Consider the following 13336-nt stretch of genomic DNA (forward strand, 5'->3'; position numbering starts at 1 on the left):
TTCCACCGGTAAAACAATACGTATGCTATTTACAAACTATCGCCTTCTTTTTTTTGTCACCAGTTTTTTGCTACTCTTCACAGCTTGCAAGCAAGACCAGGTTACTGCAGATTTGATGCTGACCAACGCCGATATTTATACTGTTGACCCCGACCAACCCACGGCAACGGCCATGGCCATCAAGGATGGTCGCATTCTGGCTATCGGTGACGCTGCCGACCTGGAAGTCTACCGATCAGAGACAACCGAGGTAATGGATCTCGACGGAAAATTTGTCATGCCCGGCTTTATCGAAGGTCACGGCCATTTTTCCGGGCTGGGTTACGCATTGATGAATCTCAATTTCCTACAAGCCAAAAGCTGGGATGAAATCGTGCAAATGGTTGCCCAAAAAGCTGCTGAAACGCCTAAGGGCGAATGGATTACAGGTCGGGGCTGGCACCAGGAAAAATGGACAACAGCTCCTGAATTGGCTCAACATGGCTACCCTTCTCATCATTCCCTCAGTGTGCTCACCAAAGACCATCCGGTCGTACTACGGCACGCCAGTGGCCACTCCCTATTTGCCAACGAAGCAGCTATGAAACTAGCGGGCATCACGGCAGAAACGCCCGACCCAAGAGGTGGGCATATCCTCAAAGATAGTCATGGAGAGCCCATTGGCGTGTTTGAGGAGCGTGCTATGAGTCTCATCACAGAAGCCTATGCTGCTTACCGCGATGGCCTCTCTCCCCAGGCATTGGTGGGCGAATGGCAGGAAGGCGTTGCTTTGGCGCAAAAAGAATGCTTGGCCAAAGGGATCACTTCTTTCCAGGATGCCGGTTCTACTTTTCAGGAAATTGAAGACTATAAAAAATTGGCGGAAGAAGGAAAGTTGGACCTTCGCCTGTGGGTTATGGCTCGGCTACCTTACAACGAATTGGCTGCCAGCCTGGATAGTCAATTCCCCATTATAGATGCTGGTGATCATTTCTTTACTTGTCGGGCCATCAAATCTGAGGTAGATGGAGCCTTGGGAGCTTTTGGAGCATGGTTGTTGGAACCCTATGCCGACAAACCCGATTTTGTGGGTCAAAATACCACGCTTCTGGAAACCGTTGACAGTATTGCAGGCTTGGCCCTGGATAAAAAGATGCAGCTTTGTGTTCACGCTATCGGCGACCGTGCCAACCAGGAAGTGCTTAATCTTTTTGAAAAACGCTTCGCTGAAAACGGCGAACAAGATTACCGCTGGAGAATTGAGCATAGCCAGCACCTGGCCGTAGCGGATATTCCCCGCTTTGCAGAACTGGGAGTTATCGCTTCCATGCAGGCCATCCACTGTACTTCAGATGCTCCCTTTGTAGAGAAACGCCTGGGAACAGAACGAGCGCGTACGGGTGCCTACCCCTGGCGGAGCTTGCTCGATGCTGGGGCTGTCGTCACCAATGGCACCGATGTGCCCGTAGAGGATGTTGACCCGCTAGCCAGTTATTACGCAACAGTTACCCGCAAGCGCCCCGATTCTGGCATGGCGTTTTTCCCTGAGCAGGCGATGACCCGCGAAGAAGGTATCTATTCTTACACCATGGCCAACGCTTATGCAGCCTTTGAAGAAAAGGACAAAGGAAGCCTCAGCCCGGGAAAATTAGCGGACATTGTTGTTTTGAGTAATAATCTTCTTAATTGCTCCGAAGAAGAGATACTCGCTACCGAAGTGCTCACCACCATCGTTAACGGCAAAATTAAATACCAAAAGGCAAAGGAATAATGAAGCACGTCTTAATCCTCATCGGAATACTCCTGACGGTACTGCCCACCAAAGCCCAATTGAATTTTTCGGATCGGGCAGCACAATGCGGGATCAACCATCGTTATTTGTCTGTCCTTCTTGGCGGCGGCGTCAGTTTTTATGATTTCAATCAAGATGGACTAGACGACCTCAGCCTCGCAAATGCCCAGGGAGACCCCGTACAGTTTTACCAAAACATGGGTGGGCATTTTATGCTTTTACCGCCCTTGGTAAACAATGAAGACGAGGTAAAACAACTCCTTTGGGTAGACTTTGACAATGACGGCGACCAGGATTTATTTTTGGCTACCTACTATGGACTGAACCGACTTTACGAAAATACGGGGAATTTGCAGTTGACCGATATAACGCTTTCCGCAGGCTTGCCTTCTTTCAATACACAAACTTTTGGTGCCTGTTTTGGCGACTATGATCGTGATGGTTGGTTAGACCTCTACTTCAGTGTCCGTAACCCGGGAGCTGATGATGAACACTTTCTTTTTCGCAACAACGGCAATCGAACCTTTTCCAACGTTACCGACGCCACCCAGACTGCTGATACAGGCGGACGCCCCTTCTGTTCCGGATTTTTAGATTACAACCAGGATGGCTGGCCAGATATTTATACCGCTCATGATCGCATGGGGAATAGAAATACCTTGTTGGAAAATCAAGGCGACGGCACCTTCCTCAATACAGGTGCCGCTGCCGGAGCCGATATTGCCATTGACGCCATGTCCGTGACGGTCGGCGATTACAATAATGACAGCCTTGTAGACATCTATTGTACCAACATCGTTAGCGGCAACAATTTGCTACAGAACGAAGGACCCAATCAAGACGGGCAGTATACTTTTTCGGAAGTTGCGGCAGCGGCAGGTGTCGGGTTTTATCAAGATTCCTGGGGTGCGGTATTCTTAGATGCTGATAATGATTGCGATCTCGACCTCTACGTCAGTGGTTCGGTGGCGGGTAGCAATGTCACTTCGGCCGCTTTCTATGAAAATGAAAACGACGGTACCTTCAGTCAGCCATCGGCAGGTTTTGTGGGAGACACGGTTCAATCCTACAACAATGCCGTCGGCGACTATAACCAGGATGGCTACCCGGACATCATGGTCATCAACCTTTATCCTTATTACGCGCAGCTTTGGTCGAGCCCGCCCCTTGCGCACCATTGGGTAAAAATTAGCCTAAGGGGTATCCTTAGCAATCGCAACGGTGTTGGCACCCTTCTGGAATGCTACGCCAATGGCCAATACCAACAGCGGTATACCCAATGTGGCAATGGCTTTCTGGGTCAGAATTCCGGTACAGATATCTTCGGTCTTGGCAATGCAGAAGCAATAGACTCCCTGATCGTCACCTGGCCCAGTGGGCATATTGATCGGTACTATAGCCTTCCGGCCAATGAGCAATTTCTCCTCCAGGAAGGCGGGAGTACCAACGGCGACATTCTACCTGATCCCGCAACCGGCTTGGATCCTTTATTAGTCAGCACCTCCACGACTCCTGAAAATCCATTGATGAAAGTCTATCCTTCTCCCGCACAGGAAGAACTCTTTATTACACAAGAAGAAGTAGCTCCTACCCTATTCCGCATTATCAATAGTGCTGGTCTAGTGGTTTATCGTGGCAAGACGGAGGGTGGCACTTCACGTATTGATATTCACCAGCTGTCTGCTGGCATTTATTATCTTCTCCTTGGTACTCCACAGCAGGCCCAACGGGTAGTGACTTGGTGTAAGGGATAAGCGCAGTAACCTGGGCTTGAGCCCGGACGTACAGTAACCTGAGCTTCAGCTCGGGTGTGCAGTAACCTGGGCTTCAGCCCGGGTGTGTTCAAAAATAATAATTTATTTACATACGGGCTGAAGCTCGTTTTACATGCTATGGGACTGTAGACGGGCTAAAGCCCGTTTTACTGGTAGCCTTTTGCGAAGGAATAAGGCCAATCTTGCCATCTTCTCACTAAATTCGCTTTACAAGGATTTTCCATAATATAAGCGATTATCCTGGCAAGGCTTTTCTCATTTCTTACCCAATGATCATAACTTTCACTTTCCCAAAATGCCCCACTCCTATTCAACAAACGATTTGCTGCTACAGCCGTCCCCCCCCTTAATAAGTCGCATTATGTCTTGTAGTTGGACATAATCTTCAGGGATACTAACATCATCAGTCAACTGAATTTGAGTATCAATCAAGAGATGAACGTGATTAGGCATTATACAGTAGCCCAACAAATCGTACAGTTGACCATCATATTGTTCTATCTTCGCTATTACCAGCCGAGCAATGGCTTCTTCCTCTAAGAAAAAAGGTCCACTTTTTATCTTGTCTAGCAACTCATCATTAGCAAGAACACACTGTAAATGATACTCATTTATTTCCTCTTGGGAAAGGTGCTTCTTAGCGAACATTTCTTCTTCCTGCTTAAGTTGTTGCCTTTTCAACTCAACCATGGGCACTGAATTTTTCAGCCTGAAAGTGACAAAAAACGTGCCGCCAGGAGGTTGGTAATGAGGCAGGTTTCTTTTGTAGTATATTTTTTTCGGAGAGGGCATCTTTATTTGTTTTTTTAGTACGGGCTGAAGCCCGTTTTACAGCGTAACCTGGGCTTGAGCCCGGGCGTGCAGTAACCTGGGCTTCAGCCCGGGTGTGTTCAAAAATAATAATTTATTCACATACGGGCTGAAGCTCGTTTTACTTTATTAGCATCAATTTTTCAACTTCTGATTTTCCCGAAACCTGCAGTAAATACATACCTACGGGATAATTACTCAGGTCCAATACGGTATGGTTGGTTTTTAACAACTGTTGTGATATTAGCACACCACGCAAATCGCTTACCGTCAGCATTTCGCCAATTGCTTCTGTGCTTACGTTGACCGAAAACTGGCCCGTAGAGGGGTTGGGAAAAACCGTTGCAATTATTTCTTCTTCATTTGGTTCGGTAGTCGCTACGACGCTACAATAGGCTTCATCAGGATTCAACTCGAGATAGCCTTGTGGGCTTAAATCCTTGTCTACGAAAGCCGAATAAGTTGCCGGGTATTTTTTTGCCTGGAAGGTAAAATTCTCTCCTAAATTCAAATTTCCTCCTTGAGGAAAAGGCTGCCCAAAACGCAAAGGGGTAAGGTATTCCCAAATAAGGGTACCCTCTGTATCCAGCTCAAACACACGCCCCTGACGAGCTACGCACATCAAAACGTGTCCGTCATCTAGTATTTGAATGCTTGAAGCGTTACTAGAAAACGTTTTAGCCGTGTCTGGATGGACAAAGGTGGCACTAAAATCATTGGGCAGAAAAACGTCATTTTCTTGGGCGTAGGATGGTGTATTGGTTTCCCAAACAGGAGCAATGATCTGCCCTTGAGACAAACCTTCCTCAACTGAGAAATTGATAAAATTATTAAAAACAGCAATAGCACCATAGTACGGATAATCTTCAGACACAAAATCATCAATCCATTGGGCATCATGTTGGGAAAACAATTGCTGATCGTCTAAAGTACCTTGGTTATAGGTGTGTGGAGAACCCCAACGCCATAGTAATTCCCCACCACGATTGCTATTCCCTCCGGTATTCGTTGCGGCTTCAGCCGTAGTAGTGCTATGGTCGATGATCCATACTTCGTTAAAATTTCGAGCACTGATCATGATCTGATCCAACTCCTCATTATAGTCAATCGCATTGGCGTGAATCCAATCCTCACGGCCCATCGTAAAAACTTGGTAATTGAGGTTGATACGCCCTGGATGAGCACTCACTTCGCCATAATTTTCGGCAGTTTCATCCACATCTTGTACCAAGTGATCCCACGCCCTCCATTCCCAGTGGATACTATCGGTAAGGGGATCGACTTCAATGATTTTTTCCGACCAAAGACTCTGCTGCGGATAAGAAAGCGTATCAAAACCACTAGCTATCAATTCCTCCTCTTCGATGAGGTCATAGGCAAGTATCAAGATGTGCCCGTTGGGTAGGTAGTGTACGTCATGGTGCTGCCTTTCCGTGTTATCCGCCACCACATAAGTCCAAAGCACTTCATTGTCCCAGCTGACCAACTCCACTACACCTCCAGCCCCCCCCGAACCAAAGGTAGGCCCTTCAAAAAGTGGCGCGTAGCGCTTGGCGCGCAATAATTGCCCATCGGGCAAAAGATAAGCGACAGCGCCAGGGCGTGCGCCGAAATCATTGTCCTCCCATCGATGGACAATCTGCCCGCAAGCATCTAAAAGAAAAGCAGTAGACTGCTGCTCGGGGTAGATCAACAAGTAGTCTTCTATAGGGGCTTCCGCATTATAGGTCAATAATCCTACGGTATTTTGGGCCTCCCCTACGAATGGCAGCAAGATGACGATGATAGCTTTAATTATCTCCAACAAAGCACTTGGAGCGCGAAAATTTAGCATACCTGGTAATTTATATTTCAAAGCTAAAAATACAAAAAGCCACCTGAATAACTTTCGTTACTCAGGTGGCTTAATATTTAAGTGACAATAATTACCAAAAGGTAACTTTCATCGATCTTAGTTAGTCAGTGGAGGCCAATCCGTGCCATCCGTACGAACGAAAGTAGAAGTACCACCTTCGCCGTAGTCATTGTCCCACTCGATCACCAGGGTAGAACCGCTCGTAGTTACACTAAGAAACTGGTAAACCTCTCCCCAACGGCTAGAACCGATAGGAGCGATGATGTTACAAGCGTCTTTGATCTGGAGGCTACCTCCAGGCAAAGTAGAACCTGCACCATAACAAGCAGTGTAAGCACCGTAAGAAAAATCAGCTGCATCCGGGTTCGTTGGATCAGCAGGATCAACTACATCGTAGATACCTTCGCTACTTGTTTCAATCCACTGGGTCATAATGGTTGGACCAGTATTACCACACCAACCTACAGTAGTTACTTCGTAGGTTCCTGAAAGATCAGAAGTACAAAGCAAGTCAGCATCGAAGCTGAAGAAACCACTGAATGGCGCAGAAGAAATAACGTTAGAACCAGTGTTAGACGCAGAAAAAGTACGTCCGTCGTTTAAGGTTACAGTACCATTGAAACGGAAGGTACTACCACCATCCACATCAGCAGTAGTTAGCCCTAAGGCATCTAGTGCTTGCTGTAAGGTGAAGCTAAAACTGGTGAATGGAAGTCCGGTATCAGGATTAGTACTGAACTGAGCAGCATCAATCGTCAAAACATTAACAGGACCAGCACTACCTGCACCACCATTAGCTTTGTCGATATACTGTACTACCCAAGAGTAAGAAGCTACGTTCTTACCATCGTTATCATCGTAGAATTCTACGGAGATGTTGATAGCAGAGTTGGCGACATCCGTCAAAAAGAAGTTCCCGTCCTTAGAAAGCAGGCGAGCAAAAGCTCCGTGCTCCAAGTTATCGTATTCGGGGAAAGCACGCTCCTTTTCTTCACAGGCTGTGAAGCCTACTAAGATTGAAAGTGCGAAAAGCGAATAAAAAAGTTTTTTCATCGCAAAATTATTTTCAAATCCGGTGGTCATCTACTTCGCAAACAACCACCGGAATCGGTTAGACAAAATTAACGTAAATCACCAGGCTTAGTATCCCAGAATACACGACCACTCAAATTCTGACGCTGAGAAGCGTTAGCATTAAAGTTGACGTAAACCGCAGGGTACCAGAAGGTACGTGGGAAGAAGCTCGTAGAAGAAGTTTCCCGCGTAGGCTCCATCAAAGAAGGATAGCCAGTACGACGGTAGTTGTTGAAAGGCTCCAAGCCCATACCGTGGCAAGCCAGACGGTACTCATTCATGATAAGATCCAGGCGCTCTTCGTCATCGGCAGCAGCGTCATACAAGCCAAGTACTTCATTAACATAAGCATCAACAGCAGCTGCATCAGGAGCAAAAGCTGCATCAACAACAGAAGTATTGAAGTTCATTACCTTGCTGATAGACTGACGTAAAGCCGTTTCCAAAAGTGCGCGAGCATCGCCATTTACACCCATGGTAAGTACACCTTCTGCCAAGAGGAAGTGCGTCCAGCTTGATAAGAAGATCGGCTGAATACCAGCACCACGTGCACCGTCGGTACCATTGTTAGACACCTGCCAGGTGTCGTCACCCGTATCTTCATCTTGAATAATCATTGGAAGGTTATCGAAAGCACCACCAGCAGGGTACAAGCCCCAAGCAGTACGCTTCAGATCATCCGGTGGAATACCGTCGGCATTACCGTGGCTACGTCCCCAGTATCCACCACGGATACCATCAGGATCACCAAAGTCACCAGATGCAGTACACCAAGGGTAACCGTCTTCCCAGTGAGATGGATAAGGAGCAGTGGTACAATCCAGGGTAAACTGGTTCTCATTGTCCTCGAAGCCATCCTGGCGGCGGAAGTAGTAACGCAGACGTGGGTCTTCGTTGTCTTTCACACCAAACATTTGCCACATCATGTAGTTGCTCATGTACCAGCTTGGTCCACCATTTTCGTAACCATCCGTGTAGTAAGGGTGACGAGAATCTGGCGCAGCACGGTTGCTACCATACTGGAACTGGAAATCTTCACTGATTTCATCAATAATGTTTCCACCACTAAGGATATCATTGATTGCAGAGCCACTACCTCCCGCTAAGCGAGTCGTTACGTGGTAACGAATAAGTAGTGTATTCGCTAACTTAGACCATGTGGCAGCACCTCCATTGTAGTAAAGGTCACCACTGAGCGTTCCTTTGGGGTTACCAAAGTCGGCCAAAGCAGAAGTCAACAAATCAGCTGCAGCACCGTAAACGGCCTCGTCAGCATCCGCCTTCGGGCTAGGTACAACTACCCCCTGGAAAGCTTCACTGTAAGGAATGTCACCGTACAAATCAACCAAAGTAAAAAGGATATAAGCCTTCATTGTCTTAGCAATACCAGCGTAAGTCGTAAGATCACGCTCCGTCGCATTGTCAATGATAAGGTTAAGATCCGGAAGCAGATCGAAATAAGCGGTTTCCCACATGAAATCGAAACTGGTAGGACCATCTTGGTTGTTATAAAAATAACCACCATCCATAGCTGTCATCCGTACGTAAGGCATGGTTTCATCGCTTACTTCGTCAACGAAGTCTTTGAAATCCAACATTACGGCATTGAACACCAAGTCCAATTCTGCCTTATCTGGCGAAACTGAGTTGGGGTTATCCAACAACTCATCCAGCTCCAGGCTCTGACATCCCACGATCACGAGGGCGACCAAAGCGAGAAAACTATATTTTAAAATATTTTTCATATTGTTATTCACTTTTGGTTGTTTAGAAGGTGAGGCGAATGCTACCACCGATTTGACGAGAAGTAGGAACGTTCATCAGCTCAAAGCCACGGCCGTTACCTACACCCAGTGAAAGTACTTCTGGGTCAAAGTTTGCTCCAGCAGGGAAGCCAAGTGCTTTGAACCAAAGGTTCTGACCAGACAGCGTCATGGTCACCGTACCAAATGGTGAATTGTCAATGATGCTACCAGGTAGGCTGTAGGATAAAGAAACCTCACGCAACTTCAAGTAAGAAGCATCGTAAACACGCATCTCGTCCTGGAATACACCACCGTTCTGCCAGTAGTGCTGCGTAGAAGTGATCTGAATATCGTTAGGCGTACCATCTTCTTTCACACCAGGTGCTACTACAGGTACGTAACGGTCAAAGTCCGTTTCCGCAAGGATACCACGTGCCATCAAGGTAGAAGGTAGGGTAGAGTAAATTACACCACCATCAGAGTAGGTCATCAAAGCATTCAATGCGATTCCTTTGAAATTAACGTTCAGACCATAGTTCATCACGTAATTAGCATTAGGATCACCCAAGATCCCCAAATCAGGAGCGGTGAGGTAAGTACCATTGCTCTGTACGATCCGGTTACCCGCATCATCACGAGCAATAACAGCTCCTTTGATCACACCGTAAGGCTGATCAACGATGGCAAAGTTACCCAAGTTAGAGTAACCAGAGAACACCAACTGGTCGATACCTTCCGCAAGTTTCTCTACATTAGAAATGTTTCTGGTGTAGTTAGCATTCAGCGCAACACGTAGATTGCTGGTCTGAACAACCGCCAGGTCAAGGCCTAACTCGATACCTCTGTTGCTGATTTCTGCAGCGTTGATGGTCGTGTTTTCATAACCCGTTGATGGATCAAGATCCAAGTCGATAATCAAGTCCGTAGATTGCTTGTCGTACAAAGAAAGATCAACACCAAAGCGATTGTTGAACAAACGCATCTCTACCCCAAATTCTAATTCTGCGTGTAGCTCTGGCTTAAGATTTGGGTTACCAAAGCGGTTGTCTACCGTGTTGGTATTTATAACCGTACCACCATTGGTGATAAAGTTACGAGTAGCAACACCAAGGATGTTACGCGTCTGATAAGGATCAGGATAACCAGCAGAAGTACCGTAGCCTAAACGAAGCTTCAAGTAATTCAAGGTGCTGTTGTTCTGTAATCCAGCAAATGCCTCTGTTGCGATGAACGATGCAGAAACGGAAGGATACAGAATTGAACGATTATCTTTCTCCAAGGTAGAAGTATAGTCATTACGCGCCTGGGCATTCAGGTACAAGAAATTCTTGAAGCCTAACGAAGCTGTAGCGTAAGCACCAATCAAGTTCTCCTCGCGGAAGTCAGACTCGTTGAGGTGGTTGATAAAGTTGTCGTGCGTCAACAGGTTGTAAACAAACTGCTGTGAACTGTTAGCGAAAGTACGCAGACGCGTGTCACGACGAACATTCACCCCTACAACACCGTCCAAAGTCAAGTCATCACTCAAACGAGCGTTGTACTGAAGGTTCAAGTTGTGGTCAGTAATCGTATTGGTACGCTCTGAAGTTTCCAGCACACCTAAAGGCAACTGGCCACCACCTTTGTTAACCGAGTAACGCTGTGTTTGCGTAAAGCCGTCATAACCAACGCGGTACATTGCAGACAACCAATCTGCCAACTTGTACTTAAGGGCAATGGTACCAAAGAAACGATTAACGCGCTCGTTGTCAGAGGTGTTCTGCAAAGTCCAGTAAGGATTCTGAATATCGTTACCACCACGGTAGCCAATACTAGAGAAATCCTGAGGATTTTCGTACTCCAGGTTTGTCAAGTCAACAGAACGAGGGGTATAAAACACGTTTGAGAACAAAGAAGCACCCGTAGGGTTAGAAGAGAAGCTCACACCAGTAGGAGGTGCTTGGCGCTCAGAAGTAACATAGTTAAAGGTACTTACCAGTTCCAAGCCATTTGCTAGCTTGGTATTGATACCCAAACCAAGGTTGTGCTTGTCAAAAGTACTCAGCGGAATGAAACCTTCCTCAGAACGGTAACCGTAGCTGAAGTTCAAAGAAGTTCCTTCTGACAAACGATTAGCGATATTCACCGAAGTGCTCGCAATCAATCCGGTCTGGAAGAAATTCTCCAAGTTATCATACGCTTGGTAGTTGTACCGAGCACCCGTGTACTGAGGTAAAACATCTCTCAGTGCAGCACGATCATAAGGGTGTGCAGTGGTACCATCTGCAGCAACACCATCATTGGCAGTGCGCTCATTGAAATTGGCACCCCAGTTAGAGAAGGCCGCAGACGCGAAGTTGTGGAATCCATTACCCCAGCTGTCCTGGTCATCAGGAAGAGAAGCAATGTCATTCGCAAAGAAAGACTGGTCAACGGTTACTTCGAACTTCTTGTTCAAATCACCAATATCACCATTCTTGGTGGTAATCAAGATTACCCCGTTACGGCCTGCCTCACCGTAAAGTACGGTAGCTGAAAGTCCTTTCAATACAGAAACTTCTGCAATGTTGTTGGGGTCAATGTCCAAGAAACGGCTGGAAGCCGAAGAACCACCTTCGTCAAAACCACGGTCACTGTTCGTATCAGAGTTAAAAGGAACTCCGTCAACAACGAATAATGGTTGGTTGGAACCAGTGATAGAAGAATAACCACGGATAATAACGTTGGTACCAGAACCGGCCAGACCAGAAGTCTGAGAGATATCTACACCTGGCACTTTACCGCGTAATACACGCGCAACATCCGCTTCTGGTCGAAGCTCAAGTTGTTCATTACCGAGTGTGGTTACCGCGTATCCGAGGGCTTTCTTATCCCTGCGAATACCCAAACCAGTTACTACCACTTCGTCAAGGGCAACCCCTTCACTCATGGTAATATCCAGCACATTGCTGGCACCTAACTTTACTTCACGGGTCTCAAATCCCGTGTAACTAACTACCAAAGTGGTAGATCCGTCAGGAACTTCTAATGAATAGGAACCGTCGATATCGGTTACTGTACCGGAAGAAGTGCCTTTTACGAGGATACTCGCACCAATTAACGGCTCGCCGCCGTCATCGGTAATGGTACCCGATACTGTCCGCTGAGCGATTGCAAAGCTCACCGCAAACAGCACTAGCGATAATACTAGTGAGAGTTTTTTCATACTAATGGCGTTTTAAATAAAAAAATACTAGTCAACAACACCTGCCCATAAGACAGATGTACATCTTGATACCGTTACCCGTAGGCAGCAGTATTTTTTCAATTTGGTTTAATGTAGGGGTACCCTATTGAGCTTGGAAGGGTTTGTTTGTTTTTTAAAACAGTACTAGGCTAAAGTTTCACTAATTACACAAAACTGTTTTTCTATTGGCGGGGCTAAGGTGAGAAATATTTTTGACTTTAACACACTCTTAACAACGCATATTTCTTCGCGAACGCTGCCTATTGCCATAAATAATATGTTTGCACTAACGCAATTGCCGCAGGTACATTTGGATAACGTTCTGTAAACCAAAGTATAAAGCATCGCTAATTAAGGCGTGCCCAATTGACACTTCTAATAAATCAGGTACATTTTTTTGATAATACGCCAGGTTCTCCAAATTAAGGTCGTGGCCGGCATTAATTCCCAGCCCAATTTGGTTGGCCAACAGCCCACAACGGGTATGGGGAGCTACTGCTTTAGCAGGATCTAGGCTAAACTGTTGGGCATAATGGCCGGTATAAAACTCGATCCGCTCGGCTCCTGTTTCTTTGGCTCCTTCTACAAAACGTTCCTCAGCATCTACAAATAACGACACCCTGATATTAGCAGCTTGCAACTCTGCCACCACGTCTTTTAGATACGCTGCCTGCTCAATGGTATCCCAACCTTGATCAGAGGTGAGTACTCCTGGCCCATCAGGTACCAAGGTGCACTGATCAGGGCGATTGGCCAGCACCAAGTCCAAAAAAGACCGATTGGGGTAGCCTTCAATGTTGTATTCCGTCGTAACAATTGACTTCAACAGAGGAACATCACTATAACGAATGTGCCGTTCATCCGGACGCGGATGCACCGTAATCCCTTCGGCACCAAAAGCTTCGCAATCTTTAGCAACCTGTATCAAATCCGGCAAATTACCTCCCCGGGAATTACGTAGCGTTGCGACCTTATTGATATTAACACTTAAACGAGTCATCTCTTCAATGATGGTTAGGCAAGCAAAGGTAACAGCTTGTCCGAGAAATCCATTTGTACGGAAACAAAATTCCGTGATCTATAGTCCGTCAAATCAGAATT

8 protein-coding genes are annotated in these 13336 nt (G+C 46.5%); 2 read left to right on the plus strand and 6 right to left on the minus strand.

Annotated features, from left to right (window positions below; genetic code table 11):
• The first annotated feature begins 22 nt into the window (after window positions 1-22).
• Both AB0L18_RS02365 and AB0L18_RS02370 read left to right on the plus strand, forming a co-directional pair.
• Window positions 23-1750 (plus strand): amidohydrolase, encoded by a 1728-nt coding sequence (locus AB0L18_RS02365; protein WP_367390984.1) that lies wholly within the window; start codon window positions 23-25, stop codon window positions 1748-1750.
• Window positions 1750-3525 (plus strand): FG-GAP-like repeat-containing protein, encoded by a 1776-nt coding sequence (locus tag AB0L18_RS02370; protein ID WP_367390985.1) that lies wholly within the window; start codon window positions 1750-1752, stop codon window positions 3523-3525. The genes AB0L18_RS02365 and AB0L18_RS02370 overlap by 1 nt, the downstream gene beginning before the upstream one ends.
• A gap of 327 nt (window positions 3526-3852) precedes the next feature.
• Here the strand turns inward: AB0L18_RS02370 and AB0L18_RS02375 are convergent, their stop codons facing one another.
• The 6 genes from AB0L18_RS02375 to AB0L18_RS02400 form a co-directional block, all read right to left on the minus strand.
• Window positions 3853-4338, minus strand: a complete 486-nt coding sequence (locus AB0L18_RS02375) for a hypothetical protein (protein WP_367390986.1) — start codon at window positions 4336-4338, stop codon at window positions 3853-3855.
• Between the two features lie 139 nt (window positions 4339-4477).
• A complete protein-coding gene (locus AB0L18_RS02380) occupies window positions 4478-6190 on the minus strand; it encodes an arylsulfotransferase family protein (protein WP_367390987.1) in 1713 nt (570 codons plus the stop codon).
• 117 nt (window positions 6191-6307) lie between these two features.
• Window positions 6308-7264 carry a hypothetical protein gene (locus AB0L18_RS02385; RefSeq protein ID WP_367390988.1) on the minus strand — a complete coding sequence of 319 codons (957 nt, stop codon included), beginning with the start codon at window positions 7262-7264 and terminating at the stop codon, window positions 6308-6310.
• 68 nt (window positions 7265-7332) lie between these two features.
• Complete coding sequence (locus AB0L18_RS02390; RefSeq protein WP_367390989.1) at window positions 7333-9030, minus strand: SusD/RagB family nutrient-binding outer membrane lipoprotein; 1698 nt, start codon at window positions 9028-9030, stop codon at window positions 7333-7335.
• 22 nt (window positions 9031-9052) lie between these two features.
• Window positions 9053-12214: a SusC/RagA family TonB-linked outer membrane protein gene (locus AB0L18_RS02395; RefSeq protein ID WP_367390990.1), complete on the minus strand. Its 3162-nt coding sequence runs from the start codon at window positions 12212-12214 to the stop codon at window positions 9053-9055.
• A 307-nt stretch (window positions 12215-12521) separates the two neighbouring features.
• Window positions 12522-13235, minus strand: a complete 714-nt coding sequence (locus AB0L18_RS02400; protein ID WP_367390991.1) for a pyridoxine 5'-phosphate synthase — start codon at window positions 13233-13235, stop codon at window positions 12522-12524.
• Between the last annotated feature and the right edge of the window lie 101 nt (window positions 13236-13336).

The organism is Lewinella sp. LCG006, assembly GCF_040784935.1.
In the GTDB taxonomy this organism is placed as follows: domain Bacteria; phylum Bacteroidota; class Bacteroidia; order Chitinophagales; family Saprospiraceae; genus Lewinella.

Excerpts from the sequence above, each read along its gene's own strand:
- AB0L18_RS02365 (WP_367390984.1), top strand. The coding sequence starts at position 23 with ATGCTATTTACAAACTATCGCCTTCTTTTTTTTGTCACCAGTTTTTTG.
- AB0L18_RS02370 (WP_367390985.1), top strand. The coding sequence starts at position 1,750 with ATGAAGCACGTCTTAATCCTCATCGGAATACTCCTGACGGTACTGCCC.
- AB0L18_RS02375 (WP_367390986.1), bottom strand. The coding sequence starts at position 4,338 with ATGCCCTCTCCGAAAAAAATATACTACAAAAGAAACCTGCCTCATTAC.
- AB0L18_RS02380 (WP_367390987.1), bottom strand. The coding sequence starts at position 6,190 with ATGCTAAATTTTCGCGCTCCAAGTGCTTTGTTGGAGATAATTAAAGCT.
- AB0L18_RS02385 (WP_367390988.1), bottom strand. The coding sequence starts at position 7,264 with ATGAAAAAACTTTTTTATTCGCTTTTCGCACTTTCAATCTTAGTAGGC.
- AB0L18_RS02390 (WP_367390989.1), bottom strand. The coding sequence starts at position 9,030 with ATGAAAAATATTTTAAAATATAGTTTTCTCGCTTTGGTCGCCCTCGTG.
- AB0L18_RS02395 (WP_367390990.1), bottom strand. The coding sequence starts at position 12,214 with ATGAAAAAACTCTCACTAGTATTATCGCTAGTGCTGTTTGCGGTGAGC.
- AB0L18_RS02400 (WP_367390991.1), bottom strand. The coding sequence starts at position 13,235 with ATGACTCGTTTAAGTGTTAATATCAATAAGGTCGCAACGCTACGTAAT.